This window comes from Mycobacterium asiaticum (assembly GCF_001673365.1).
GTDB lineage: Bacteria > Actinomycetota > Actinomycetes > Mycobacteriales > Mycobacteriaceae > Mycobacterium > Mycobacterium asiaticum_A.
In genome coordinates, this window is sequence record NZ_LZLS01000132.1 from 68299 (window position 1) to 94224 (window position 25926).

The window sequence follows — 25926 nt, forward strand, 5'->3', positions numbered from 1 at the left end:
AGTCAGCGGTGACGGCTGCGGTATCGCGCCTTCGCCCGGTCGTCAACCGCGGTAGAAAAGTCGAGTTGCTGGCTTCGCAGATACCCGGCCACGCCCAGCGCCGTAGCGGCGGCGCCTGCGAGCCAAGCGGTCCACGCGGCGCCGTCGCCGGCGAATCCAACAATCCACGGCACCAGGAACAAGGCGAGTCCGCTGACGGCCAGGGTCAGGAAGTCGTGGGTGGGGTCGTCGGCCAGCAGTGACCAGACGGCGATGAGTGCGATCAGCGTTCCCAGCCCAATCGTGACAGCGGTACCGGCTGCCGTGGTGCGGGCCACCACGCCCATCACCACGGTGGCCAAACCGACGACGAGTGCCGACCGCCCCAACCAAAAGCCCAATGGTCGGCGCAGCCCCCGACCGGCCCCGTTGTCATCGGCGTCGGTCTCACTCGGTGTCTTGTCACCCAGCCATCCAATGGCGCCCAGCACCATGGCTAGGCCTCCCGCCACCCACGAAACCCAAGAGGCCCCGGCATCACCGACAAACCCGCCGGCGAGGAACGGGACAATGACCATGACAAGGCCGGTGACGAACAAGCCCCAGAGATCGGGAGTTCGGTCGCGGGCCAGGACTGTCAACACGCCGAAGAACAGGATGAACGCGCCGAAGCCGAACACGAAGCCTTTACCGAGCTGTGTAGAGCTGACGGCAAAGTCGGCCACCACCGTGCAGATACCGACCGCGACTGCGGCCCAGCCAACCCAGAGTCCCCGTCTCGACATGTTCGGCGCATGCCCGACCCTGCCGCGACTAAACCCTTTGGAGCCACCGAGGCACAAAAAAGCCCGGCCCCGCATTCCCAAAATTGGGGCGGGACCGGGCTCTTTCGTTGACCTCACCTGATTGTTCGATTCCTCCTCAGGCCGCACGCGGCCCGCATCGTCATCGAACGCTCAGAAGTCCATACCGCCCATGCCACCGGTCGGGTCGCCCGCCGGAGCGGCCGCCTTCTCCGGCTTGTCGGCGACGACGGCCTCGGTGGTCAGGAACAGGCCCGCGATGGACGCCGCGTTCTGCAGCGCCGAGCGGGTCACCTTGACCGGGTCGGCAACGCCGGCCTTGAGCAGGTCCTCGTACTCACCGGTGGCGGCGTTCAAGCCGGTACCGGCGTCGGAGTTGCGGACCTTCTCGGCCACCACACCGGGCTCCAGCCCGGAGTTGAAGGCGATCTGCTTCAGCGGAGCCTCGAGCGCGACGCGCACGATGTTGGCACCGGTCGCCTCGTCACCCTTGAGGTCCAGCTCGGCCAGAGCGGGAGCCGCCTGCAGCAAGGCCACGCCACCACCGGCGACGATGCCCTCCTCGACGGCCGCCTTGGCGTTGCGGACCGCGTCCTCGATGCGGTGCTTGCGCTCCTTGAGCTCCACCTCGGTGGCAGCTCCGGCCTTGATCACCGCAACACCGCCGGCCAGCTTGGCCAGGCGCTCCTGCAGCTTCTCGCGGTCGTAGTCGGAGTCGCTGTTCTCGATCTCGGCACGGATCTGGGCCACCCGGCCGGCGATGGCGTCGGAGTCACCGGCGCCCTCGACGATGGTGGTCTCGTCCTTGGTGATGACGACCTTGCGGGCCTTGCCGAGCAGGGCGATGTCGGCGGTCTCCAGGGAGAGGCCGACCTCTTCGCTGATGACCTGGCCACCGGTGAGGATGGCCATGTCCTGCAGCATCGCCTTGCGGCGGTCACCGAAGCCCGGAGCCTTGACGGCGACGGACTTGAAGGTGCCGCGGATCTTGTTGACAACCAGGGTGCTCAGAGCCTCACCCTCGACGTCCTCTGCGATGATCAGCAGCGGCTTGCCACCCTGGATGACCTTCTCCAGCAGCGGCAACAGGTCCTTGACCGTCGACACCTTGGAGCTGACCAGCAGGATGTAGGGGTCCTCCAGGACGGCTTCCTGACGCTCGGCGTCGGTGACGAAGTAGCCCGAGATGTAGCCCTTGTCGAACCGCATGCCCTCGGTGAGCTCGAGCTGCAGGCCGAAGGTGTTGGACTCCTCGACGGTGATGACGCCCTCGTTGCCGACCTTGTCCATCGCCTCGGCGATCAGGTCGCCGATCGACTGGTCGCCGGCGGAGATGCCCGCAGTCGCCGCGATCTGCTCCTTGGTCTCGACGTCCTTAGCCGAGGAAAGGAGAAGTTCCGTGACCTTTTCAACGGCCTTCTCGATGCCGCGCTTCAGGCCCAACGGGTTGGCGCCGGCAGCAACGTTGCGCAGGCCTTCCTTGACCAGCGCCTGTGCCAGCACGGTAGCCGTCGTGGTGCCGTCGCCGGCAACATCGTCGGTCTTCTTGGCAACTTCCTTGACCAGCTCAGCGCCGATCTTCTCGTACGGGTCCTCCAGCTCGATCTCCTTGGCGATGGACACACCATCGTTGGTGATCGTGGGAGCGCCCCACTTCTTCTCCAGGACGACGTTGCGACCCTTGGGGCCCAACGTCACCTTTACCGCGTCGGCGAGGCTGTTCAGGCCCCGCTCGAGGCCGCGACGGGCCTCTTCGTCGTACGCAATTGTCTTGGCCATTGCGAAGTGATTCCTCCGGATTGGGAATGAAATGGGGGTTATCGGGTGGCGACAACCCCGCTACTTACGCTGGCCGGGCGCAGTGCCCGCGACGGACGACCAGACTGGCCTCACCGTCCCGACCTAGCACTCGCCTATGTCGAGTGCCAACGTCATTCTTAGCACTCGCCTATGCCGAGTGCAAGGTCGCCCCGCATTCAGCTGGACGTGAGGTCGCCGTCGATGTAGCGCTGCAAGTTGGGGGCGATGGCCGCGATCGCGTCCGCTTCGCTCATGGACGCGAGTGGCTCGATTTTCCAGATGTAGCGCATCAGCGCAAAACCCATCAACTGCGACGAGATGAACCCGCTGCGGACAAGTCGGTCCCGTTCATCGTTGCCCAGGTGCGACACACCGATCAAGCTGTTTTCGACGACGCGGCGCAACTTCTCCCGGGTGGTTGGCTCGTGCGCGGCGGTCTGCAGGATGGCACGCAGCGTGGGCCCGATCTCCTCGTCGGCCCAGTTGGCCAGGAGCACTTCCACCAGCGCTCGGCCGAGTTGCCCAGTGGGCGTGGTCCAGACCTTGGCGACGTTGTCCAGGAATTTCTGGGGTGGGTTCGTGGCGGCGTCGAGGAGTCCCTCCTTGGATCCGAAGTAGTGATAGACCAGCGCGGGGTCGACGTCGGCGGCACGCGCGACGGCCCGGATGGTGGTTCCGGCCCACCCGTGCATAGCGAACTCGTCTCTTGCGGCCGCAACGATCCGCGCCGACAGCACGCCACGTTCGTCGCGAGGACCGGGTGGCAGGGGCTTCTCTGGCATGAGTTTCATCCTACCGTGAATTTCACATTGCGTTGAGACTTATTTCAACGTAGCGTGAGACTCGATAGAGTTTCAACAGGGCGTGGAAAGGAACCATGCGATGGCCACTACTCCAAACCCCGACGTTCTGGTGGTCGGGGCCGGGCCTGTCGGGCTGGTTGCCGGCTGCGAACTCGCCCGTCGTGGCGTGTCTGTTCGGGTGATCGACAAGCTCCCCCAACCCACCACCCAGTCCCGCGCCATCGCGGTGCATGCCCGAAGCCTGGACATGTTCGACCGGATGGGAATCGTCGACGAACTAATCAGCACCGGCATCAAGGCCACGGCCATGCAGCTCTATGCCGGGCATCGCAAGCTCTTTCGCGTTCCGCTCGGCGGGGTGGAGGCCGCGTTTCCCTTCACGCTGACAACCGCTCAGACGGAGACCGAACGCGTGCTGGACAAGCACTTGCAGTCGCTCGGGGTGGCCGTGGAGCGAGGTGTCGAGCTCGTCGCGCTCGCTCAGGACGTCGACACCGCACAGCTCACATTGCGGCACGCGGACGGCTCGTCCGAGCGCGTCCGCACCCGGTGGGTAATCGGCGCCGACGGCGGTCACAGCGCGGTGCGCCGCCTGGTGGGCACCAAACTCGAGGGGTGCTTCGAGGGTGAACGGTTCCTGCTCGGCGACGTCGACGCCAAGCACAGCCTGGACCTGGACTCCATGCACACCTTCTTCGCTCCGGACGGTCCCGTGGTGGTTTTGCCGATGGCTGACGACCGCATGCGGTTCCTCGCCCAGGTGCGCTGCGCGGCCGGCACTCCGGTCGAGGCAACCCTGGAGGCGCTGCAGGCGATCCTCGATCGGCGGATCGGCGGCATCGAACTGACGCGGTCGCACTGGCTGACCGGTTTCGAAGTTCGTCACGCGCGGGTGCCGGCATACCGCTGGGGCCGGGTCTTCCTGGCCGGCGACGCCGCCCACATCCACAGTCCGGCCGGCGGCCAGGGAATGAACACCGGCATGCAGGACGCTTACAACCTGGCCTGGAAACTGGTCGAGGTAATCCAGGACCAAGCCGGCGAAGCCCTGCTCGACAGCTACCAAGCCGAGCGCCTCCCGGTCGCCGACTCAGTCATCGCGTTCACCGACCGCCTCACCCGGGCCGGCACCCTGTCGGGTCTGCCGAGCCGTGTTCGCAACGCAGTCGTGCGGATGGTCTCCCACGTGCCGGCAGCGCGGCGCGCCATGGCCGGCACTGCCGAGGAAACCAATCTCGCGTACCGCAACAGCCCGCTCGCGGTGGGCCGGCGCCCCCGGCACGCAAAAGTCGCGCCGGGCGACCACCTGCCACCGGTGCCGGACGCCGCGGTGCAGAAGCAACTGAGCGCCGTAGCGCACACCGGTCATCTGGTCCTGACCGTCAGCTCGGGTCGGACCGGCCAAGCCCCCGCACCCGCCGGTCTAGGCCGGGTGCAGGTGCTGGTGACCGACGGCGATGCACCGGTCGCTGGTTACGACACCGTCATCGCCGACCCACACGGTGCGTTGGCGCGCCGGTTCGGACTTGAAAACGGCGGGCGCGTGGTGATCCGCCCGGACGGCTACCTCGGTGCCGTCACCACTCTCGACGACACCGCCACCATCGCCGACTACTTCGCCATCCTCAGGAGCTGACAGCCATGTACACCTACGACGTAACCGCCGCGGACATGTTCACCGACCGCACCCACCAGTTCGAGAAGTTCGGCATTCCGCTCCACGACATCGAGCGAGTCCGCAGTGCCACCACTGACATGTGGGCCGACGGCCCCGGCGGCTGGCCATACCAGTGGTCGAAACTCGCCAGCGAATACGCCGAGCGTGGCGACCACTATCTGGCGTCGCTGGTCTACGGGTGCGCAAAGTTTCCCTGTCTGACCGACCCGGCTCGAGTCCAGGCCATGCGGAACCAACTCGAGCAGTTCCAGCTGGCTGCCAAGGACTTCCCGGTGGCGTTCGAGCGGCGCATCATCACCGTCGGCTACCGGGACGGCACCGTTGACGTGCCCATCCATCTGTACTCCACGGGCGGTGACTACGCTGCGCGGCCGGTGTTGATCGCCAGCGGCGGCGTGGACACCTGGAAAATGGACATCCACCCCTGGTGGGTCGGGTTCACCCTGGGCGCCGGGGTCTGCACCCTGGCCTTCGACCACCCCGGCACCGGCGAAACGGCGATCCCGCTCGACGAGCACGCCGACGATGTAATTCGCGGGATCGCCGACTACGCCCGAGCATTGGGGAATGGTCGCGTCGCCCACTTCGGTGCATCGTTCGGCGGAAACTTCGCCGCGATGTCCGGGCTGACGGGCATCGTCGATGCCGCGGTGGATCTCGGCGGTCCGGTGGTTGAGTCGTTCGCACCCGAGAACGTCGCGAAGCTCCCCTACGGCATGCACGACATCGTCGGCAACGCCATGCACTTCGACCACTCGCCCACGCTGGAACAGCTCAGCACCGGCCTGGCCACCCTGAACCGTTCGAATTTACTTGCTCAGCAACGCAATTCAGCGATGTTGGTGGTCAACGGCGCCGATGACTACTTCGTCCCCCAGTCGGACACGCTGGTCTTCGAAGGCCGGCCGAACACCGAAGTGCACCTCATCGAAGGCACCGGTCATGTCGCGATGAGCAAGGCACCCGACGTGGTGCCGATGATCATCGCCTGGCTGCGCAGCGCGTTGACCGGCGCGAAGCTCGACGCCGTGGGCAGCGGGAAACAACGCCTGAGCTGATGTCGCCCACCGGTCTGGGTATGTTCGGGCCATGACTTCGAAATGGTCGTCGGTCGACATCCCGGACCAAACCGGCCGCATCGTGGTGGTCACCGGGGCCAACACCGGGATCGGCTACTACACCGCGGCCGCGCTGGCCCACCGTGGCGCGCACGTAGTGCTCGCGGTGCGTGACCCGGAGAAGGGCAACGCGGCCCTGGCCCGCATCGTGGCCGCCGCACCGCAGGGCAAGAAAGTAGATGTCACGCTTGCCGAGCTCGACCTCAGTTCACTGGACTCGGTGCGCCGTGCCGCGAGTGCGCTGCGCGCCAACTACCCGCGCATCGATCTGTTGATCAACAACGCCGGGGTGATGTGGACACCCAAAACCCTCAGCGCCGACGGCTTCGAGCTGCAGTTCGGCACCAATCACCTCGGCCACTTCGCGTTGACCGGGCTGCTGCTCGACCACCTGCTACCCGTACGCGGTTCCCGGGTAGTGACCGTCAGCAGCCTCGGCCACCGAATGCGCGCCGCCATCCACTTCGACGACCTGCAGTGGGAACGCAGTTACAGCCGGGTCGGCGCCTACGGGCAGTCCAAGCTCGCCAACCTGTTGTTCACCTACGAACTGCAGCGCCGGTTAGCCGCTGCGGCCGCACCCACCGTCGCCGTCGCCGCCCACCCCGGCGGATCAAATACCGAGCTGGCCCGCAACCTGCCGGGCATCTTCGCACCGGTCAAGGCGGTGCTCGGCCCCCTTCTCTTCCAGAGCCCGGAAAGTGGTGCGCTGTCGACGCTGCGCGCGGCCACCGACCCGACGGTCGAGGGCGGCCAGTACTACGGCCCCGACGGCCTCGGTGAGCAACGCGGTAGTCCCAAGCTGGTCCGTTCCAGCGGGCAATCGCACGATGCGGACCTGCAACAACGACTCTGGACCGTCTCCGAGGAGCTCACCGGTGTCACCTTCGGGATCTGACTTGCGATCTGTCGCTGAACACCAGCAGGTTATTGCGGAGATGATCCGGCCTCGTAAGCCTGTCCAGATCCCGTTGGCTCAAACCCTGGGGCTGGTGCTGGCCGAGGACATCGTCGCGCCGCTGTCCCTGCCGGTGTTCGACAACTCCGCGATGGACGGCTACGCGGTGCTCGCCGAGGACACAGCGGCTGCCACACCCGAGCAGCCGATAGTGCTACCGGTGGCCGAGGACATTCCGGCCGGGCGGACCGACCAGCTGACACTGCAGCCCGGCACCGCTCATCGGATCATGACCGGGGCTCCGATGCCCGCTGGGGCGACGGCTGTCGTGCCGGTCGAAGCTACCGACGGCGGCATGACAGAGGTTCAGATTCGCGAGCCTGCCGCCGCTGGCAAGCACGTCCGTCCCACCGGCGGTGACGTCACCGCTGGTACCACGGTGCTGCGCGCGGGCGCGGCGGTCACACCTGCCTCCCTCGGCCTGGTGGCCGCACTGGGACTGCCCGATCTACCGGTGATTCCGCGGCAGCGGGTGCTGGTGATCTCCACCGGCACGGAACTGGTGACGTCCGGAACCCCATTGCAGCCCGGCCAGATCTACGAGTCCAACGCGGTAATGCTGGCCGCCGCCGTCCGCGAGGCCGGCGCCGAAGTGGTCGCTACGGCGACCGCCGGGGACGACGTCGGCGAGTTCACCGCGATCCTCGACCGATACGCCGGGCAGGCGGACCTGATCATCACCAGCGGCGGTGTCAGCGCGGGCGCCTACGAGGTGGTCAAGGACGCGTTCGGCCGGGATGGCGACCAGGGCGTCCAATTCGTCAAGGTGGCGATGCAGCCCGGCATGCCGCAGGGAGTCGGACGAGTGGGCGGCACACCCATCGTCACGCTGCCCGGCAACCCGGTCAGCGCCCTGGTCTCTTTCGAGGTGTTCATCAGGCCCGCCCTGCGCGCGGCGATGGGCCTGCCGGATCCGCACCGCCCCCACCACAGCGCCGTGCTCACCGAAGCGGTGACTTCACCGCGCGGCAAGCGACAGTTTCGGCGCGCCGTCCTGGATCCCGCGACCAACCAGGTCTCCAGCTACGGTCCGCCCGCCTCGCACCACCTGCGCTGGCTGGCCTCGGCCAACGGACTGCTGGATATCCCCGAAGACGTCGTAGGGGTGCCCGCCGGCACCGAAGTGCAGGTGTGGGACCTGCGCTAGGACCGGTGGAACTCGTCGGCCGCGTCGAAGGCGGTGGTGCTGGAGATGGTGATTGCGACGATCAGGATCACCACCGGAATGCCGACCAGCGCCCCGGTCAATCCGATCCACTGGGCCAGGTGCCCGATCAACGGCGGCGACAGCAGATAGCCCACCCAGCCGGTCGCGGCCACGATAGCGATGGCCGACCCGCCGTTGCCGGCCGCGTAGGCGGCGCTGAAAGCTGTCGGCACCAGCAAAGCCACCCCGGCTCCCAGGCTGGCGAAGCCGATCACGCTCACCACCGGATTGCCGCTGGCCAGCATCACGCTCATCCCGACGGCGGCCAGCACGGCCAGCGCAGGCAACAGCCGGCGCGCGGGGACTCGGGCATGCAGTCGCAGGGCACCGAACCGGACGATCACCATCGCCAGGGTGTAGGCCGCGTAGCTCAGCCCCGCGACGCCCGCGCTGGCACCGACGACGTCATGTACATAGTTCGCCGACCAGTCAGCGGCGGCACCCTCGCACAGGAACGAGCCGAACGACACCGCCGCCAGGATCGCCACCGTCCCGTTTATCCAGGTGCGCTTGGTCGGCGCGGCGGTCGAGGTGTCGGCGGCCTCGTCGGGGATCAGCCCACGGGTAAGGGCCGTCCCGACGATCAGCACCACCGCTCCAAGGACCGTCAACTGCGGCGCGAGGCCGATGCCGACGCTGACGCACGCTGCGCCGATCATCGCGCCCAGTAATGCGCCCACGCTCCACATACCGTGGAATCGCGCCATGATCGGCCGCCGGGCGAGCCGTTCGACCGTGCCGGCCTGGGTGTTCATCGCGACGTCCAGACCGCCCTGAAACGCTCCCCACAGCGCCAACGCGACGAACAGCCAGAGTCCCGAAGGGGCCAGCCCGACCGTCGCCCCGGCCAGGACATAGCCGGTCAGCAGGACCGAGACCAACCGTCGACTGCCCCAGCGTGGCAGCGCCCAGTGCATCGCTATCGTCGCGACAACCGAGCCCAGCGGCGCACCGAACAGGGCCGTGCCCAAGGCCGCGTCGGACAGGCCCAACGCTGACTTGACCTCTGGGATGTGGGCCGCCCATGACGAAAACACCACGGCATGCGCGATGAATATCGCGGTGACACCAATCTTGGCGCGCTGCAGCTGCACCGCGTCCGGACGTTGCGTCGTAATAGATCGAACCCCACATGTCGGCAAATTGAGTCAAAGCGTTCCCACCGTAGGCCCGAACGAACCACGCCCGCCGTGAGCGCTTCCGTAAGATGACCCGCGTGGCAAAACGCCCTGGCTCCCCGGTAGGTCCTGCGCACTACGTCGAATTGGTGCGATCCACCATCCCGCCGATTCACCCGGGCGGTTTGCCGTTCATCGCCGCCGGCCTTGCGGTCGCTGGCGGCGGGTACCGCCACAAGTGGGTGCGGCGAACCGGCCTGGCGGCGGCCGCAGCCTGCGCGGGATTCTTCCGGCACCCGACTCGGGTGCCGCCCACCCGCGACGATGTTGTCGTCGCGCCCGCCGACGGCGCGGTGGCCCTGGTCGATTCGGCGGTCCCACCCGCCGAGCTCAGCATGGGTGACGAGCCGTTGCCCCGCGTCAGCATTTTCCTGTCGATATTGGACGTCCACGTGCAGCGGGCGCCGGTCGGCGGCGAGGTGATCGCCGTCCAGCACCGGCCCGGGCAGTTCTTGTCGGCCGACCTGCCCGAAGCTAGCGAGGCCAACGAGCGCACCAGCGTGCGGATCCGCACGGCGAACGGCCCCGACATCGTCGTCGTCCAGATCGCCGGCCTGATAGCGCGCCGCATCGTGTGCAACGCTCATGTCGGCGACCATCTCGCCGTCGGCGAGACCTACGGGCTGATCCGATTCGGCTCCCGCCTCGACACTTACCTGCCACCGGGCACCGAACCCCTCGTCACGCTCGGTCAGCGAGCGATCGGCGGCGAGACCGTACTGGCAGAGTTGTCATGATCAAGCCGCGCGTCCGGCGCACCGAAGCCCTCCATCTGCTGCCCAGCGCGATGACCGTGCTGTCCATCTGCGCGGGCCTGACGTCGATCAAATTCGCGCTCGATCAAAAGCCGATCCCCGCGATGGCGCTGATCGCGGTGGCCGCCATCCTCGACGCCCTGGACGGGCGGGTGGCCCGCATCCTGGACGCGCAGTCCCGGATGGGTGCCGAGATCGACTCGCTGGCCGACGCGGTGAACTTCGGGGTGGCGCCCGCACTAGTGGTCTACGTGACGTTGTTGGACAAGTGGCCGGTCGGTTGGGCGGTAGTGCTGCTCTACGCGGTGTGTGTGGTGCTGCGGCTGGCGCGCTACAACGCCCAGCAGGACGACGGGACCCTGCCGCCCTATGCCAAGGAGTTCTTCGTCGGCATGCCGGCACCGGCCGGCGCGGTGTCCATGATCGGCACCATCGGCCTCACCCTGCAGGCCGAAGAGCTGGGCTGGTCACACCACGGCTGGTGGAACTCGATCTGGTTTCTGGCCATCTGGATCACCGGGACGTCGCTGCTGATGGTCAGTGCAATCCCGATGAAGAAGGTGCACACCTTCGCGGTGCCGCCGAACCTGGCGGTGCTGCTGCTGGCGGTCGTCGCGCTCGTCGCCGCGGCCGCGGTCGTGGTGCCCTACATCCTGATCTGGGTCATCATCATCGCCTACGTCTGCCACATCCCGTTCGCGGTGCGCAGCAAGCGCTGGCTGGCCCAGCACCCCGAGGTGTGGGACGACAAACCCAAGCAGTGGCGTGCGGCGCAGCGCGCAACGCGCCGGGCACAGCCAAACCGAAGGTCGATGGCGCGGCTCGGATTGCGCAAACCGGGCCGGTGACGTGAGCCGCACCAATCAGCTCGCCCTGACGGCGCGGCTGAACACCTCGGCCGTCGACTCGCGCCGCGGAGTGGTGCGACTTCATCCGAGCACCATCGTCGCCCTCGGCATCCGGGAGTGGGATGCGGTGTCGCTCACCGGGTCGCGCACCACAGCCGCGGTCGCCGGCATGGCCGTCGGCGACATCCCGGTGGGCACCGTGCTGCTGGATGACGTGACGCTGTCCAACGCCGGATTGCGCGAGGGCACCGAGGTGCTTGTCAGCGCGGTCACGGTCTACGGCGCCCGCACCGTGACTTTGAGCGGCTCGGCGATGGCCACCCAATCGCTGTCCTCGGCGACGCTGCGGCACGCCCTGCTCGGCAAGGTGATGACGGTGGGCGACGCGGTGTCGTTGTTGCCGCGCGACCTGGGCCCCGGCACGTCGACCTCGGCGGCCACCCGCGCGCTGGCGTCATCGGTCGGGATCAGCTGGACGTCGGAGCTGTTGACGGTGACCGGCGTCGACCCGGACGGGCCGGTCAGCGTGCAACCGAACTCGCTGGTCACCTGGGGCGCCGGGGTGCAGCACAACGTCCGGGTTTCCTCGCCCGGCCATGCCAGCGTCGCGAGCCCAGAGATCCAGGTCGAAGAACTCAAGGGCGCCCAACCGCAGGCCGCCAAGCTCAGCGAATGGCTCAAGCTGGCGTTGGACGAACCGCACCTGCTCAAGACGCTGGGCGCCGGCACCAACCTCGGGGTGCTGGTCTCGGGACCGCCCGGCGTGGGCAAGGTGACGCTGGTACGCGCGGTATGCGCCGGCCGCCGATTGGTGGAGGTGGACGGCCCCGAAGTCGGTGCCTTGGCGGCCGAGGACCGGCTCAAGTCGGTCGCCGCCGGGGTGGCGGCGGTTCGCGACGGCGGCGGCGTGCTGCTGGTCACCGATGTCGACGCCCTGTTGCCAGAGACCGCCGAACCGGTGGCCGCGCTGATCCTTGCCGAGCTGCGCACCGCGGTGGCTTCTGACGGCGTCGCCCTGATCGCCACCTCCGCGCGACCCGACCAACTAGACCCGCGGCTGCGCTCCCCCGAGCTGTGTGACCGAGAGCTGTCGGTGCCGCTTCCGGACGCGGCGACCCGCAAAGCGCTGTTGGAGGCATTGCTCAAGGAGGTGCCAACCGCGGACCTCGACTGCGACGAGATCGCCAGCCGCACACCGGGTTTCGTTGTCGCCGACCTGGCCGCACTGACCCGCGAAGCGGCACTGCGGGCGGCGTCGCGGGCCAGCGCCGATGGTCAACCGCCGAAGCTCAACCAGGAGGACCTGCTGGGCGCACTGACCGTCATCCGGCCGCTGTCGCGCTCGGCGAGCGAAGAGGTGAGCGTCGGCAGCGTCACCCTCGCCGACGTGGGCGACATGGCCGAGGCCAAGCAGGCCCTCACCGAGGCGGTGCTGTGGCCGTTGCAGCACCCGGACACCTTTTCCCGGCTGGGGGTGGACCCGCCGCGCGGCGTGCTGCTCTACGGCCCGCCCGGGTGCGGCAAGACGTTCGTCGTGCGCGCACTGGCCAGCACTGGTCAACTGAGCGTGCATGCCGTCAAGGGTTCCGAACTGATGGACAAGTGGGTCGGGTCGTCGGAGAAGGCAGTGCGCGAATTATTCCGGCGGGCAAGGGATTCCGCGCCTTCGCTGGTGTTCCTCGACGAGGTGGACGCACTCGCACCGCGACGCGGCCAAAGCTTCGACTCGGGCGTCACCGATCGGGTGGTGGCCGCGTTGCTGACCGAACTGGACGGTATCGACCCACTGCGTGACGTCGTCGTGCTGGGCGCGACCAACCGTCCCGACCTGATCGATCCCGCGCTGCTGCGCCCCGGCCGGCTGGAGCGGCTGGTTTTCGTCGAACCTCCCGACGCCGACGCCCGTCGCGAGATTCTGCGCACTGCGGGCAAGTCGATTCCATTGGGCTCCGATGTCGACCTGGATGCGGTGGCTTCGGGCCTGGACGGGTACAGCGCCGCCGACTGCGTGGCCCTACTGCGCGAGGCCGCGCTGACCGCGATGCGGCGCTCCATCGATGCCGCCGACGTCACCGCGGCCGACCTGGCCGCCGCCCGGGAAAGGGTGCGGCCCTCCCTGGATCCGGTACAGGTGGCCTCGCTGCGCGCGTTCGCCGACGGCGCCTAATCCGAGAGTTGAAACTCGATCATCGCGCTGACGGAGTCCACCGCCTCGAGTAAAGCGGTAAGCCGGTCGGCGGCCGATGGAGCGCACAGCACCGAGTAACGGTCGGCTGGGCCCATCGGCACGCGAGATGCCAACGCATACAACAACTTTGGGTGGTCTCCCAGGGCTCCGGACGGATAGTCGAGCAACACGTCGCGGTCCGGCAGACGAACCTCGCGCACCCTCGCGATGCGGTCGAACAAGGCCAGCACGCGCTCTTCGACGTCGCGGAACTGCGCGGTGGTCACCGGTGGGCCGGGCTCGTCGGGCCAAACCTGCGTACGCGCCCGCGGGTACGGATCATCGGGCAACCACTCCAAAACCTTTATCCGGTCCCCCATTTGGCAGCGAAGGGCGTAACGGCCGGCGCCAGCTTCGGCGTACTCGTCGATGGTGGCCAAAGTTCCGATGTCACAACGCACGTCACCGCCGCCAACCTCGCGGCCACGTGAAATCAGCACCACCCCGAATCGTCGTTCGGCACTGGCCAGGCAATCGCGCACCAGCGCCGTGTAGCGGGGCTCGAAGATGCGCAACGGCAGTTCTTCGCCGGGCAGCAACGCCGATTCGAGCGGAAACATCGGCAGCTCAGGGTTCACACGTAACTGTGTAACACCGCGCGGGCGGCGGCCGCGACATCTTCCTCCAGCCATTCGGGCAGCGGATCGTCGTGGGCGTGCCGTCGCACGACTGCGTAGGGCAGGTCAGACACGGCGCGATTCACCGCATCGACGGCACGTGCGTTGCAGGTTCCGTAGAGCTCTTGCGCCAACTCGCGGACCCGCTGCGCCAGCGGAGCGTTCATCGCCGAAAGGGTCCGCGCAAATGCGGTGTCGGTTTCCCCGTCGATCAGGTCACCGGGCCGGATGGTCAGCAGCAGCCGAGCGTCGTCGGGCAGCTCCCGGGCGAACCTGACGGCTGCGACGGCCATGGTGGTGGCATTTTCCAGCGCCGTCGAACCGGTCGCGGCGAGCGCGCGTGACTGAAACCGCTCCAGTGCGCGCAACCACGCCGCGATCACCACGCTGTCGCGGTTGCCGAAGCGGTGATACAACGTGCCCGCGGGGGCACCGCTGGCCTTCGCGATGGCCGCGACGCTCGCCGCGCGCGGACCACCCGCCAGCACCAGCGCTCGTGTCGCATCCAAGATGACATCGGTCTCATGCTTCCGCGGAGGTGCCACGATCTAGTACGATCCTTCTATATGGAACGATTACCCTATATCGATGAGCATGCTATCGCGATCCACGCCTCGCCGGACGACACCTGGTCGGCGCTGCTTCGCAAGACCTGTCGCGATCCGGCCGACCCCACCACGGTCCCCGTCGGCTTCAAGCTCGAAGAGGCCACGGCACCGCGCCGACTGGCGCTAAAAGGCCGCCATCTGTTCGCGATCTACCGACTGGTCTTCGAATTGGACCCGGAGCCGCACGGTGTTCGCTTGCGCGCGTTGACCTTTGCGGCATTTCCCGGCCTGCGCGGCAGGATGTATCGCGCCCTGGTGATCGGCAGCGGCGGCCACCGGGTCGTGGTACGCCGGATGCTGCGACGCGTCGCCGCCCAGGTCGCGTCGCCGTACTCACACTCGAGGCAAGGCCGACGGCCCTAGTGGGCTAGATCTCCAATTCGGCGACCAGCGCGTCGACCACCGAGCGCAGATCGCCGTCGTGTTCCTCGGCCACCCGGCGCTGCCGTTGGTAGGAGGCGCCGCGGCGCGGGATGTCGGCCACCGCAGCCAATTCGTCGACGCAGCCCAACGACTTCGCGACCGGCTCCAGGCGGTTGAGCACGTCGTCGAGATCCTCGGTCACCAGCCGCTCGTTGCTGTCGGCATCCAGGATTATCACCGCGTCCAGCCCGTAGCGGGCCGCCCGCCACTTGTTCTCCTGGACGTGCCAGGGCGGCATGGTCGGCAGCGGCTCGTCGGCCTCCAGCCGGCGGTCCAGATCGACGATCAGACAGTGGGTCAACGCGACCAGCGCACCCAACTCCCGCAGGTTGGACACGCCGTCACAGATCCGCACCTCAAGGGTGCCCAAATGCGGAGAAGGCCGGATGTCCCAACGAACTTCGTCGACGTGGTCGATGATGCCGGTCTTCTTCTGGTCGTAGACAAAGCCTTCGAACTCCGACCACTTCTGAAAGTGGAACGGCAATCCGGCAGTGGGCAACTGCTGGAACATCATCGAACGATTACTCGCATACCCGGTGTCCTCGCCACCCCACCACGGCGACGATGCCGAGAGCGCCAGCAGATGCGGGTAATGGTTGAGCAGTGACGACATAATCGGCATGACCTTGTTGGCCGACGAGATCCCGACGTGCACGTGCACGCCCCAGATCAGCATCTGCCGGCCCCACCATTGGGTCCGTTTGATCAGCTCGGCGTAACGCGGTGCGTCGGTGAGCTTTTGGCTGGACCACTGCGCGAACGGGTGGGTGCCGGCACAAAACAGTTCCATGCCGCGATCCCGCACGATCCGCCTGGCCGGACCCAAAGTGGCCCGCAGGTCCTGCATCGCTTCCGCGCTGTTCTCACAGATGCCGCTGACAACTTCGACGGTGTTACGCAGCAATTCCTTGTGCACACGCGGGTTTTCGCCTATTTCGGCAATCACCGCGGTGGCTTCGTTGCTCAGGTCGCGGGTCTGCCCGTCGACGAGGGCGAACTCCCATTCCACCCCAACCGTCGGTCGCGGCGATCGGGCGAAATCGATGTGGCTGCGCGCCCGACGGGACGGCAGATTACCCAGATCCGATGACACCGCAGGCCACCCGCTTGCCGGCATCACCGGTGGCCATCGTCGTCTCGTCGGGGCCGGGCACCCCGTTGACCTGATAGCGGTCCGGAATATTCGCGAAGTTGTCGGCGCCGGCGTGGATGATGATCGCGGTCTTGGCGCCCGACGTCAGGTCGTCCATCGTGAAACCGTCCGTCGTGGTCACCAACATCGCGGAGCCGTCCTTGCGGACCTGCAACGACGTCAGGTCACCGCTGGCGTGTCCAGTGGTGGACCCGGGCGCGGAGAAGTGCCCGCCCGCCGACAGGAAGTCACCGCGTTCGGTCCCACCGGTCGGCGCCACCGAATTGGGTTCGCACTTGCCGACTTTGTGGATGTGCACACCGTGGAAGCCGGGTGTGAGCACCCCACCGCGGGACGTCGTGATCGTGACGGTGGCGTAGCCGTTGGTGAACTCGAACTTCGCCGTCGCAACCTCCGCGCCATCGGGGCCTTTGAGGACGGTCATCAGAGTCTGCGCTGCCGCGCCCGTCTGCGGACTAGGCGTTGCTTCCTGGTGACCCGAGGTCGCGGGCGCTGGGGTGCCGGTCCAGACCGTCGGTGTGGTGCCCGGGTTGTTGGAAACTTGGTGGGGCGAGGCGCACGCCCCTACCAGCGCGACGCATGCGGCCGCAGATAGGGCCGACACAGTGATGGTTGCAACGCTGGGACGGACTTCGTGACCGACAGGCTTAGGCATAGCGGAGAGCCTATCGTGTGACGAGGCGAACTCGGCCTTAACCCGTCACCAACACGATGACGCCCGGCGGCTGGTCGGAAAGCGCCGAGATGCGCTTCTCCACTGGGGCTCCCAGCTTTTTGCCCACCGCCTCGGCGGTGGCCTTTTCGCTCTCTTCGCCGTAATAGACAGTGGTGGCTGAGACGTCAGCGACCACGAGGTTGGTCACCTCGGTGATCTTGAAGCCGGCCGCTTTGAGCTCGTCGGCGGTGGTCTTCGCGATGCCCTCGCGGGAGGAGATGTTGTACACCCGCACCTCGGCCTCGTTGGCCGCCGGCTTGGCGCTGGTCGACGATGTCGTCGCGGTGGCGCTGGACACCGTCGTTACCGGTGAAGCCTCATCGTCGGACTTTCCCGACGAGTCCAGGGCCTGCCAACCCAGCAACAGGAAAATCACACCCAGGAACAGCAGCACCATCACCATGGCCCGCAGGGGAAGACCCGAGGAGTCGGGTACGCGCTCGTTCATCCGGCCAACTGTAGCCGGGGGCCCTCAGGTGACCTCGAAGCCGAGGCGCCGCGCGGCCCGCGCCTTCTGACGGCTGGCCCGCAGCCGTCGCAACCGCTTCACCAGCATCGGGTCGGCGGCGAGCGCTTCAGGGCGGTCGACCAGCGCGTTGAGTACTTGGTAGTAGCGCGTCGCCGACATCGAGAACAGCTCTTTGATCGCGTCTTCCTTCACCCCGGCGAACTTCCACCACTGCCGCTCAAAGGCCAGAATGTCGTGTTCGCGACGGGTCAGCCCATCGACGATCTGCGAGTCATCCCCCGATCGATTTGCCCGCGCCATGGCGCTGTCCATATCGCTTCCCCTGGACCCTTCCGGCGAGTACTCGAATGACTTGATCTACATAGGGGCAAATGTTTTGCGCGAACATTGAAACACGTGCGGAAGTGTTGAGCCGTAAACCAGACCCGCGAGTCGGCTGACTTGCTGCGGATTACCTGGCCTGCTGCGGGCTGCGGGCCAGGCAGCGGCGCCCCGCGGGTCGACTCCGTCGCGTTGGTCACACTTGAATGTGGGCGCGCGGGGGCCCGGCCTCAGCCCGTTCCGGGCCGCTGGAAGATTCGTCGGTTGTCGGGCCTTAAGCTAGCCGACCATGGCAGTCGTACCCATCCGCATCGTGGGAGATCCCGTCCTGCACAACCCGACGACCCCGATCGAGATCGGCGCCGACGGGTCACTCCCGGGCGAGTTGCCGGAGCTGATCAAGGACATGTACGACACCATGGACGCCGCCCACGGTGTCGGATTGGCCGCCAACCAGATCGGGCACGGCCTGCGCCTGTTCGTATACGACTGCTCCGAAGACCGCGGGCTGACCGACCGTCGCCGCGGCGTCATCATCAACCCCGTGCTGGAGACGTCCGAAATCCCGGAAACCATGCCGTCTGCCGGACATGACGACGACGAAGGATGCCTGTCCGTTCCCGGCGAGACGTTCCCCACCGGGCGCGCCGACTGGGCCCGGGTCAGCGGACTCGACGCCGACGCGAAGCCGGTGACCGTCGAAGGCACCGGACTGTTCGCGCGCATGCTGCAGCACGAGACCGGGCACCTCGACGGTTTCCTCTACGTGGATTGCCTGATCGGCCGGCACGCACGCGCGGCGAAACGGGCTATCAAGGCCAACGGCTGGGGCGTTCCCGGACTGTCGTGGCTGCCGGGCGATGGGCCCGACCCGTTCGGTCACTGATGATCTCGTGGCCGGACCTCGGGACGCGGGTGACGCTTCGATACCGTCGGCCCCCCGGATCCGTCCCGCCGCTGACAGACGCCGTTGGTCACCTGCTGGCGATCGAGCCAGTCGTTCGGGTTCGGACCAAGACGAACACGATCGTCGAGATTGCCCCTAGCGACGTGGTGGTGCTGCGGGTACTGAGCGACGCACCGGTGCGCACCGCCGATATCCGCAACCTCGAGCGCGCGGCCGCGGCGGCCGCGCCGGGCGCCGAGGAATTCTGGTTAGACGGTTGGCTGCTGCGCGGCCACGGTGCCACTCCGGCCGCCAATTCGGCTGTGCCGCTTGACCTCTCGGCTAGCGTCAGCGCCATCCCGGCAATCGTCGCGTGGTATCGCGCACGCGGATTGCCACCGCGGCTGCTCATCCCGGACCGCCTCTTGCGCGTGGACCTGGTCAGCGTCCACACCGAAAACGTCTTGGTGCGCGAAGTGAATGTGGAGCCGCGCGACGTCACCGACCATGCGCCAGCTGTGGTGACCGACGCACCCGACGGCACGCGCTGGGTCGGCCTGCCGGCCGCGTTGACCCGCGACCGCTTTGACGACCTGTTGGCCTGGGGCGCCGCTTACGGCGCGACCCGAGCGTACGTTTGCGTCGCAGACACCGACTCGGCCGCGGCGCGCGCACTGGGCTTTGGGCTCCACCACCGCCGCCGGTATGTCCTACCACCTGAAAACAGGAGCACCTGATGACCGACGACCGTTCTGATTCGCCGCGCCTACGAGTGGCCACCTGGAACGTGAACTCGATCCGCACCCGGTTGGACCGCGTCGTCGATTGGCTCGATCGTGCCGAGGTCGATGTGCTGGCGATGCAGGAGACCAAGTGCTCGGACACCCAGTTTCCCGCCCTGCCACTGATCGAGCGCGGCTACGAGGTCGCGCACGTCGGCTTCAACCAGTGGAACGGTGTGGCGATCGCCTCCCGGGTAGGCCTCGAGGACGTACAGGTCGGTTTCGAGGGCCAGCCGAGCTGGAGCAGCAAGCCCGACGTCGCCGCCGCGGCTGAGGCCCGCGCCTTGGGCGCCACCTGTGCCGGTGTGCGGGTCTGGAGTCTGTATGTGCCGAACGGGCGTTCGCTCGGCGATCCGCACTACGCCTACAAACTGGATTGGCTTTCGGCCCTACGCAATACGGCCGAGGGCTGGCTGCGCGACGACCCTTCGGCACCGATCGCTCTGGTCGGGGACTGGAACATCGCGCCCACCGATGACGACGTCTGGAGCACCGAGTTCTATGCGGGATGTACGCACGTCTCCGAGCCGGAACGCAACGCCTTCAACGCCATCGTCGACGCCCAATTCACCGATGTGGTAAGGCCTTTCACGCCCGGCCCCGGTGTCTACACCTATTGGGACTACACCCAGTTGCGGTTCCCGAAGAGGCAGGGCATGCGCATTGACTTCATCCTCGGCTCACCGGCCCTGGCGGACCGGGTGATCGACGCGCAGATCGTGCGCGAAGAACGCAAAGGCAAGGCGCCCAGCGATCACGCACCGGTGTTGGTCGACCTGCGTGTCGAAAGTTGAGAGTGCCTGTGAATTCCATTGTGAATTCTGGTGAACTGCATCTTCGGGGGGTATACAGGCCTAAGAAACTAGGCCAGGGAGTCATCATGGGTGTCACGGGCGCCGGAGTGGTACGCGGAGTGGGTCGAACAGTAAGTCGGGCGGCGACAGCGACCACGGCCGCTGCCGGAGCCGTCGGGGGCGCGGCGGTCAACGGGATCGTCGGGGGCGTCAAGGGCGCCGCCGACGGCATTCAGCAAGGACTCAGCACCGGCAGCAAGTCGACGCCGGCCGCGGCCCTCGCCCTCGGCGCGATCGGGGCCGCGGGTCTGGTCGAGTGGCCCATCCTGCTGGCCGTCGGTGGCGGAGCGCTACTGCTGCGCAAAATAAACCAGACACCCGATCAGACCAACCAGCCAGTGAAGGCCAAACTCGCGCCCGTACCGGACACCCCGGCGAAGAAAGCCGCCCCGCAAAAGGCGCCCACCAAGACGGCCGCTAAGAAGACAGCCGGCCGGCGGGCCGGGAATTCCGATCTGCGCAGCACCAATTAGGCAAGCGGCGCGCTCTACCCGGCTGCTCGCTCGCGTAACTGTGGGGTGGGCCGCCCCGGCTCGCACTTCTGAGTATCGGAGCCGACGACGTCCAGCACGCCAGCGCGCCACAACAGCGCGTAAAGCTCCGTCAAAGGCCCCCTCAGCAACACGGCGAAAGACGAGGCCAGCGGGTCGGCCGGGTGGTCGGTCCTCGTGATATCTCCGGTCATAGTCCCGACGTTGACCGCAGCAACCGGCAGGATGGCAAATCCTTAGTTACCGAAAGGCAAATGATGGCGGAAAAGAAAGAACGCCGCGAAACCTCCCAGCGCGACGCGGTAAAGAGGATTCGCGAAGGAGAAACCTTCGCGATACAGCTCCCGGTGCTGGGACGCGTAACAGTTCCGCGGCCCGAACAACTCGCCTATTACGGGGGTCTGGCCGCTCTGGCCGCCTTTGAACTCATCGACTGGCCAGTTGCTCTGGTTATCGGCACTGGCCACATTTTGGCCAGCAATCACCGCAGCCAGCTACTGGAGGAACTCGGCGAGGCGCTCGAAGAGGCCTAGCTCGTCATCAATGCAGCGCGCCGGACAACGTCGCATATATGTCGAAGATCCGGTCCAGTTCCGTCACCTGGATCGGCTGCAGCACCTGCGGATGGTCGGCCACCAGCCGTACGGTCGTCCCGGCGCGCTTGCCCGCGTCGTGGCAGTCCAATACCGCGTTCAACCCGGCACTGCCCAAGAAGTTCACCGCGTGCAGATCGACGATCAGCAAGCGCCTCGGGTGGGTAGCGGCCACGTCGAGCGCACTGTTCAACTCGGTGGCCAGCCTGTCGACAGTCGAGGAATCGACGTCACCTTTAACCCACACGACCACTGCGTCCGCACCAGATTCCTGCCCGACGTCCAGCAAACCCATCGCGTCAACCCGCCCTAAATGTGTCAAATTTCGGCCGGTGGAAAGGCGCGGAAACCCGATTCCGCAGACCGTCCCGTCCTAGATATGTGGAGCTTAACGTTGGTTTAACGGCCGGATTCGTCGGGGATCCGCTCGTGCACGGTCAGCAACAGATGGTCGAACTGGCTCTGCGCGGCAGACGACGGGGTGCCCAACGAGCGGACCTCTTCCAGCAATTGCCTGGCTAACGCGCGCACCTTGCTGTTGGTTTCCTGCGACCGCCACTGCAAAACACCGAAGGCCTGCTCGGCACTGACCCGGTAGACATACATCAGCACGCCTTTGGCCTGCTCGATGGCCGCGCGGTTTTCGAACAGGTCCGGCAGGGCCTCATCGAGCACTTCCTGGCGTGCCTCGTCGAAGCTGTCGGTGAGGTCGATGTAATGGCCGGCGGTGCCCAACAGCGTGCCGTTGTCGTCGAACATGCGGTCGGCCACCACGATCGCGTCGTGCACGTTTCCCGCGGTGTCGATGAACCGGTGCCGACTGGAGAAGGGCTCTCCGGACTGCAGCGCATAGTCGAGCAGGTCCTGCACGTGCGCACGGTCATCCGGATGCTTGTGCGACATCAGCAGTTTCGTGGTGGGCTCGACGGATCCGGGTTCATAACCGTGCATCCGGGCCACCTCGTCCGACCACTCCCAGCGCTGTCCGACGAACCAGAAGCGGAAACTGCCGACGTTGAGGTAAGGACCGGCACCGGCGGCCAGCACGCGACTGATCGACGGCTCATTCACGTCAGCATCATCGCATTAGGTGCGGACCTCGGCCACTTCGCCACCACCACGCCGGCTCGTCGAAACCGCCTTCACCAGCGCGTTCAATAACTATGCAGTAACTGCGCAACACCTGGTCGGCACCGTCACACCATGTCGTACGTAATCGCAGCGCCCGAATTCGTGGCGGCAGCGGCAACCGATCTGGCCAACGTCGCTTCCACCATCAGTAGCGCCAATACCGCGGCCGCGGCCGGGACCAGGACGGTACTGGCCGCCGGTGCCGACGAAATATCTGTGGCGATCGCCGCCCTGTTCGACAGCCACGCGCAGACCTACCAACTCATCAGCGACCAGGCCGCCGCGTTTCACGCGCAGTTTGTCCAGGTTCTCAACGCCGGGGCGGACGCGTACGCCAGCGCCGAATCCACCAACGTCGCTCAGGTGGTGCTGGACGCGGTCAACTCACCCACCCGCGCGTTGCTGGGCCGTCCGCTGATCGGTGACGGCCTCAGCGCGACGTCCCCCGGCGGTGACGGCGAGGCCGGCGGCCTCTTATTCGGCAACGGCGGTAACGGCGCAGCAGGCGGCGACTACCAGAACGGCGGCCGCGGCGGGGCGGCCGGACTGCTCGGTAACGGCGGCGCCGGCGGGACCGGCGGACTAGGCGCGACCGGAGGCAGCGGCGGCACCGGCGGTTGGCTCTTCGGCAACGGCGGGCCCGGCGGGACCGGCGGGTTCGGGGCTGCGGCCACCGCGACGACCGCTGGCGGGAGCGGTGGGAACGGCGGCGACGGCGGCGGCACCGGGTTCTTTGGCACCGGCGGTGCCGGCGGACACGGCGGCGTGGGCGGTTCCGGCGCGCCCGTGCTCGGCGGTGGTAACGGCGGCAACGGTGGTTCCGGTGGGTACGGCGGAAGCGGGGGCATCTTCTACGGCGACGGCGGGGCCGGCGGGGCGGGAGCCGCGGGTGGAGACGGCGGCATCCAGGCCCAGGCCGGGTTCGGCGGGATTGGCGGCCGCGGCGGTTCGGCGCAGTGGTTCGGCAGCGGCGGCGCCGGGGGCACCGGAGGAGTTGGCGGCGGCGGACCCACCAGCGGCGGCACCGGCGGATTCGGCGGCGATGGTGGCCGGGGCGGATGGTTCCTGGGTAACGGCGGGGACGCCGGCGGCGGCGGAAACGGCGGAGTCACGACCAGCGGCGGCTCGGGCGGTACCGGCGGGTCGGGTGGGTATGGCGGCCTGAGCGGGCAGATCGGCAACGGCGGGGCGGGCGGCGCAGGCGGGAACGGCACTGCAGCAAGCGCTCCAGACCGCACCGGCGGGTCGGGCGGCGGCGGCGGCTTCGGCGGTGACGCCGCGCTGTTCGGCTCCGGCGGCTACGCCGGCTCCGGCGGCTTCGCCGGCGACGGCGGCGCGATCGGCGGTGGCGGGGATGGCGGTAACGGCGGCAATGGCGGCCACAGCGGGCTGATCGGCAACGGCGGTGGCGCTGGAGTTGGCCGGGCGGGTGGCAGAGGCTTGTTCGGTGGCGCCGGTGGTGACGGCGGCGAAGGAGGCAACGCCGTCGGGCTGATCGGTGACGGCGGTAACGGCGGCAGCGCGGGGGCCGGTGGCGTTCCCTTCAATGTCGGCCAATTCGGTTCAGCCGGCAACGCCGGTGGCGGCGGCTCCAAGGGCGCGCTGTTCGGCACCCCGGGCGCACCCGGCTGAGTGCTGTTCGCCCATTCCCGGCGCACCAGGCGTCAACCGCTGACCCACGGTTCTGCACACCGGGCCCGCGCTGCGCTAGCGTTAGGGACACCACCAACAATTCACGCGGGAGCGCATGCCTAGTGCGCTGAGAGGACGGCTGGGGCCGTCGACCGTACGAACCTGACCGGGTAATGCCGGCGTAGGGAGATAGAGATGACTGTGACCGTCAAACCGTTAGCGCCTACCGTCACCACCGGCCCCATCGCGGGCAGCAGCAAGACCTACCGCGAGGTTGAGGGAGTCCCCGGCGCGCGCGTGCCGTTCCGCCGGGTGCACCTGTCCACCGGCGACCATTTCGACCTCTACGACACCTCCGGGCCGTACACCGACACCAACGCGGCCATCGACCTCAATGCCGGTCTGCCGCCGCGGCCGGGCGTGGTACGCGACCGGGGCACCCAGTTGCAGCGCGCCCGCGCCGGCGAGATCACCGCCGAGATGGCGTATATCGCTGTCCGCGAAGGCATGCCGGCCGAATTGGTGCGTGACGAGGTAGCGAGAGGCCGCGCGATTATCCCGGCCAACCACAACCATCCCGAGAGCGAGCCGATGATCATCGGCAAGGCGTTCGCGGTCAAGGTCAATGCGAACATCGGCAATTCGGCGGTGACTTCGTCGATCGCCGAGGAGGTCGACAAGATGGTGTGGGCCACCCGCTGGGGTGCGGACACCATCATGGACCTGTCCACCGGCAAGAACATTCACGAGACCCGCGAGTGGATCATGCGTAACTCGCCGGTCCCGGTCGGCACCGTGCCCATTTACCAGGCGCTGGAAAAGGTCAACGGCGACCCGACAGAACTCACCTGGGAGCTCTACCGCGACACCGTGATCGAGCAGTGCGAGCAGGGCGTGGACTACATGACCGTGCATGCCGGGGTGCTGCTGCGCTACGTGCCGCTGACCGCCAAGCGCGTCACCGGGATCGTGTCCCGCGGCGGGTCCATCATGGCCGCCTGGTGCCTGGCACACCACCAGGAGTCGTTCCTGTACACCAACTTTGCAGAACTCTGCGACATCCTGGCCCAATACGACGTCACCTTCTCCCTCGGTGACGGGTTGCGCCCCGGGTCGATCGCCGACGCCAACGACGCAGCCCAGTTCGCCGAACTGCGCACGCTCGGCGAACTGACCAAGATCGCCAAATCCCATGGCGTGCAGGTGATGATCGAGGGGCCGGGCCACGTCCCGATGCACAAGATCGTGGAAAACGTTCGGCTGGAAGAAGAGTGGTGCGAGGAGGCCCCGTTCTACACGCTGGGGCCGTTGGCCACCGACATCGCGCCGGCCTACGACCACATCACTTCGGCGATCGGTGCGGCGATCATCGCCCAGGCCGGCACGGCCATGCTGTGCTACGTCACGCCCAAGGAGCACCTCGGCCTGCCGGACCGCAAGGACGTCAAGGACGGGGTGATCGCGTACAAGATCGCCGCGCACGCCGGCGACCTCGCCAAGGGCCACCCGCATGCGCAGGAGCGTGACAATGCCCTGAGCACAGCGCGATTCGAGTTCCGTTGGAACGACCAGTTCGCGCTGTCGTTGGATCCGGACACCGCGCGGGAGTACCACGACGAGACGTTGCCGGCTGAGCCCGCCAAGACCGCGCATTTCTGCTCGATGTGCGGTCCGAAGTTCTGCTCGATGCGTATCACCCAGGATGTGCGTGACTTCGCTGCCAAGCACGGGCTGGAAACCGAGGAGGACGTCGAGGCCATGCTGGCCAGCGGTATGGCCGAGAAGTCCCGTGAGTTCGCCGAGCAGGGCAACCGGGTGTATCTGCCGCTGACTCCTACCCAGTGACCTTCCTGCCGGTGCCGGCGCCCGGCGATGGTCAGCACCCGCAGCGGGG

General features: G+C 67.3%; 28 protein-coding genes and 1 riboswitch. Of the genes, 15 read left to right on the top strand and 13 right to left on the bottom strand.

What is annotated here, in order from left to right; genetic code table 11:
- Window positions 1-2: 2 nt before the first annotated feature.
- The 3 genes from A5634_RS14315 to A5634_RS14325 form a co-directional block, all read right to left on the bottom strand.
- Window positions 3-764: an SPW repeat domain-containing protein gene (locus tag A5634_RS14315; protein ID WP_253861624.1), complete on the bottom strand. Its 762-nt coding sequence runs from the start codon at window positions 762-764 to the stop codon at window positions 3-5.
- A 171-nt stretch (window positions 765-935) separates the two neighbouring features.
- Window positions 936-2561, bottom strand: coding sequence for a chaperonin GroEL (groL, locus tag A5634_RS14320; RefSeq protein WP_065144696.1), 1626 nt, complete (start codon window positions 2559-2561; stop codon window positions 936-938).
- Between the two features lie 197 nt (window positions 2562-2758).
- Entirely contained in the window at window positions 2759-3364 is a 606-nt protein-coding gene (locus tag A5634_RS14325) for a TetR family transcriptional regulator (protein WP_065144733.1), read from the bottom strand.
- Window positions 3365-3464: 100 nt separating this feature from the next.
- Between A5634_RS14325 and A5634_RS14330 the strand changes: the two genes are divergently transcribed.
- From A5634_RS14330 to moeA, 4 genes are read left to right on the top strand one after another with little or no spacing between them, the layout of a single operon-like run.
- A complete protein-coding gene (locus tag A5634_RS14330; protein WP_065144697.1) occupies window positions 3465-5021 on the top strand; it encodes an FAD-dependent monooxygenase in 1557 nt (518 codons plus the stop codon).
- A gap of 5 nt (window positions 5022-5026) precedes the next feature.
- Window positions 5027-6121: an alpha/beta fold hydrolase gene (locus A5634_RS14335; protein WP_065144698.1), complete on the top strand. Its 1095-nt coding sequence runs from the start codon at window positions 5027-5029 to the stop codon at window positions 6119-6121.
- Window positions 6122-6152: 31 nt separating this feature from the next.
- Window positions 6153-7079 (top strand): SDR family NAD(P)-dependent oxidoreductase, encoded by a 927-nt coding sequence (locus tag A5634_RS14340; protein ID WP_065144699.1) that lies wholly within the window; start codon window positions 6153-6155, stop codon window positions 7077-7079.
- Window position 7080: 1 nt separating this feature from the next.
- Window positions 7081-8286, top strand: a complete 1206-nt coding sequence (gene moeA / locus A5634_RS14345; protein WP_065144700.1) for a molybdopterin molybdotransferase MoeA — start codon at window positions 7081-7083, stop codon at window positions 8284-8286.
- Here the strand turns inward: moeA and A5634_RS14350 are convergent.
- On the bottom strand, window positions 8283-9434 hold the full coding sequence (locus A5634_RS14350; RefSeq protein WP_081290430.1) for an MFS transporter: 1152 nt from the start codon (window positions 9432-9434) through the stop codon (window positions 8283-8285). The two genes, moeA and A5634_RS14350, sit on opposite strands and share 4 nt — an antisense overlap.
- Window positions 9435-9553: 119 nt before the next feature.
- Here A5634_RS14350 and A5634_RS14355 point away from each other — a divergent pair, with 119 nt between their 5' ends.
- Genes A5634_RS14355 through A5634_RS14365 form a run of 3 tightly spaced genes read left to right on the top strand, consistent with a single transcriptional unit; the run spans window position 9554 to window position 13294 of the window.
- Complete coding sequence (locus tag A5634_RS14355; RefSeq protein WP_081290422.1) at window positions 9554-10261, top strand: phosphatidylserine decarboxylase; 708 nt, start codon at window positions 9554-9556, stop codon at window positions 10259-10261.
- Complete coding sequence (gene pssA / locus A5634_RS14360) at window positions 10258-11127, top strand: CDP-diacylglycerol--serine O-phosphatidyltransferase (protein ID WP_065144702.1); 870 nt, start codon at window positions 10258-10260, stop codon at window positions 11125-11127. The genes A5634_RS14355 and pssA overlap by 4 nt, the downstream gene beginning before the upstream one ends.
- A gap of 1 nt (window position 11128) precedes the next feature.
- Window positions 11129-13294, top strand: a complete 2166-nt coding sequence (locus tag A5634_RS14365) for an AAA family ATPase (protein ID WP_065144703.1) — start codon at window positions 11129-11131, stop codon at window positions 13292-13294.
- Here the strand turns inward: A5634_RS14365 and A5634_RS14370 are convergent.
- Both A5634_RS14370 and A5634_RS14375 read right to left on the bottom strand, forming a co-directional pair.
- On the bottom strand, window positions 13291-13914 hold the full coding sequence (locus A5634_RS14370; protein ID WP_065144735.1) for an LON peptidase substrate-binding domain-containing protein: 624 nt from the start codon (window positions 13912-13914) through the stop codon (window positions 13291-13293). The two genes, A5634_RS14365 and A5634_RS14370, sit on opposite strands and share 4 nt — an antisense overlap.
- A 14-nt stretch (window positions 13915-13928) precedes the next feature.
- Complete coding sequence (locus tag A5634_RS14375) at window positions 13929-14516, bottom strand: TetR/AcrR family transcriptional regulator (RefSeq protein ID WP_065144704.1); 588 nt, start codon at window positions 14514-14516, stop codon at window positions 13929-13931.
- A gap of 21 nt (window positions 14517-14537) precedes the next feature.
- Here A5634_RS14375 and A5634_RS14380 point away from each other — a divergent pair, with 21 nt between their 5' ends.
- Window positions 14538-14942, top strand: a complete 405-nt coding sequence (locus A5634_RS14380; protein ID WP_065144705.1) for a hypothetical protein — start codon at window positions 14538-14540, stop codon at window positions 14940-14942.
- A gap of 4 nt (window positions 14943-14946) precedes the next feature.
- On the opposite strand, the gene A5634_RS14385 is transcribed toward A5634_RS14380, so the two are convergent.
- Genes A5634_RS14385 through A5634_RS14400 form a run of 4 tightly spaced genes read right to left on the bottom strand, consistent with a single transcriptional unit; the run spans window position 14947 to window position 17654 of the window.
- Complete coding sequence (locus tag A5634_RS14385) at window positions 14947-16122, bottom strand: glutamate--cysteine ligase (RefSeq protein ID WP_437339977.1); 1176 nt, start codon at window positions 16120-16122, stop codon at window positions 14947-14949.
- Window positions 16079-16813 carry a superoxide dismutase[Cu-Zn] gene (gene sodC, locus A5634_RS14390; protein WP_065144706.1) on the bottom strand — a complete coding sequence of 245 codons (735 nt, stop codon included), beginning with the start codon at window positions 16811-16813 and terminating at the stop codon, window positions 16079-16081. The genes A5634_RS14385 and sodC overlap by 44 nt, the downstream gene beginning before the upstream one ends.
- 37 nt (window positions 16814-16850) lie before the next feature.
- Window positions 16851-17321, bottom strand: coding sequence for a LytR C-terminal domain-containing protein (locus A5634_RS14395; RefSeq protein ID WP_065144707.1), 471 nt, complete (start codon window positions 17319-17321; stop codon window positions 16851-16853).
- A 24-nt stretch (window positions 17322-17345) separates the two neighbouring features.
- Window positions 17346-17654 carry a DUF3263 domain-containing protein gene (locus tag A5634_RS14400; protein WP_065144708.1) on the bottom strand — a complete coding sequence of 103 codons (309 nt, stop codon included), beginning with the start codon at window positions 17652-17654 and terminating at the stop codon, window positions 17346-17348.
- A gap of 298 nt (window positions 17655-17952) precedes the next feature.
- Between A5634_RS14400 and A5634_RS14405 the strand changes: the two genes are divergently transcribed.
- The 4 genes from A5634_RS14405 (at window position 17953) to A5634_RS14420 (ending at window position 20658) form a co-directional block, all read left to right on the top strand.
- The gene (locus A5634_RS14405) at window positions 17953-18549 is read left to right on the top strand and encodes a peptide deformylase (RefSeq protein ID WP_065144709.1); all 597 of its coding nucleotides are present in this window, start codon (window positions 17953-17955) and stop codon (window positions 18547-18549) included.
- On the top strand, window positions 18549-19286 hold the full coding sequence (locus A5634_RS14410) for a GNAT family N-acetyltransferase, cg3035/Rv0428c family (RefSeq protein ID WP_065144710.1): 738 nt from the start codon (window positions 18549-18551) through the stop codon (window positions 19284-19286). Before A5634_RS14405 ends, A5634_RS14410 begins: the two co-directional genes overlap by 1 nt.
- A complete protein-coding gene (locus tag A5634_RS14415; protein WP_065144711.1) occupies window positions 19286-20125 on the top strand; it encodes an exodeoxyribonuclease III in 840 nt (279 codons plus the stop codon). The genes A5634_RS14410 and A5634_RS14415 overlap by 1 nt, the downstream gene beginning before the upstream one ends.
- 86 nt (window positions 20126-20211) lie before the next feature.
- Complete coding sequence (locus A5634_RS14420) at window positions 20212-20658, top strand: hypothetical protein (protein ID WP_065144712.1); 447 nt, start codon at window positions 20212-20214, stop codon at window positions 20656-20658.
- 14 nt (window positions 20659-20672) lie between these two features.
- On the opposite strand, the gene A5634_RS14425 is transcribed toward A5634_RS14420, so the two are convergent.
- The gene (locus A5634_RS14425; protein ID WP_065144713.1) at window positions 20673-20870 is read right to left on the bottom strand and encodes an Rv1535 domain-containing protein; all 198 of its coding nucleotides are present in this window, start codon (window positions 20868-20870) and stop codon (window positions 20673-20675) included.
- A 60-nt stretch (window positions 20871-20930) separates the two neighbouring features.
- Between A5634_RS14425 and A5634_RS14430 the strand changes: the two genes are divergently transcribed.
- On the top strand, window positions 20931-21209 hold the full coding sequence (locus A5634_RS14430) for a hypothetical protein (RefSeq protein WP_065144714.1): 279 nt from the start codon (window positions 20931-20933) through the stop codon (window positions 21207-21209).
- A 7-nt stretch (window positions 21210-21216) separates the two neighbouring features.
- Here the strand turns inward: A5634_RS14430 and A5634_RS14435 are convergent, their stop codons facing one another.
- Both A5634_RS14435 and A5634_RS14440 read right to left on the bottom strand, forming a co-directional pair.
- Window positions 21217-21564, bottom strand: a complete 348-nt coding sequence (locus A5634_RS14435) for an STAS domain-containing protein (RefSeq protein WP_065144715.1) — start codon at window positions 21562-21564, stop codon at window positions 21217-21219.
- A 104-nt stretch (window positions 21565-21668) separates the two neighbouring features.
- Complete coding sequence (locus A5634_RS14440; protein ID WP_065144716.1) at window positions 21669-22340, bottom strand: PAS and ANTAR domain-containing protein; 672 nt, start codon at window positions 22338-22340, stop codon at window positions 21669-21671.
- A gap of 132 nt (window positions 22341-22472) precedes the next feature.
- Between A5634_RS14440 and A5634_RS14445 the strand changes: the two genes are divergently transcribed.
- Both A5634_RS14445 and thiC read left to right on the top strand, forming a co-directional pair.
- Window positions 22473-24032 carry a PE family protein gene (locus tag A5634_RS14445; protein ID WP_065144717.1) on the top strand — a complete coding sequence of 520 codons (1560 nt, stop codon included), beginning with the start codon at window positions 22473-22475 and terminating at the stop codon, window positions 24030-24032.
- 95 nt (window positions 24033-24127) lie between these two features.
- Window positions 24128-24237, top strand: a riboswitch (TPP riboswitch).
- Window positions 24228-25877, top strand: coding sequence for a phosphomethylpyrimidine synthase ThiC (gene thiC / locus A5634_RS14450; protein ID WP_065144718.1), 1650 nt, complete (start codon window positions 24228-24230; stop codon window positions 25875-25877). (Overlaps the previous riboswitch by 10 nt.)
- Window positions 25878-25926 lie beyond the last annotated feature (49 nt).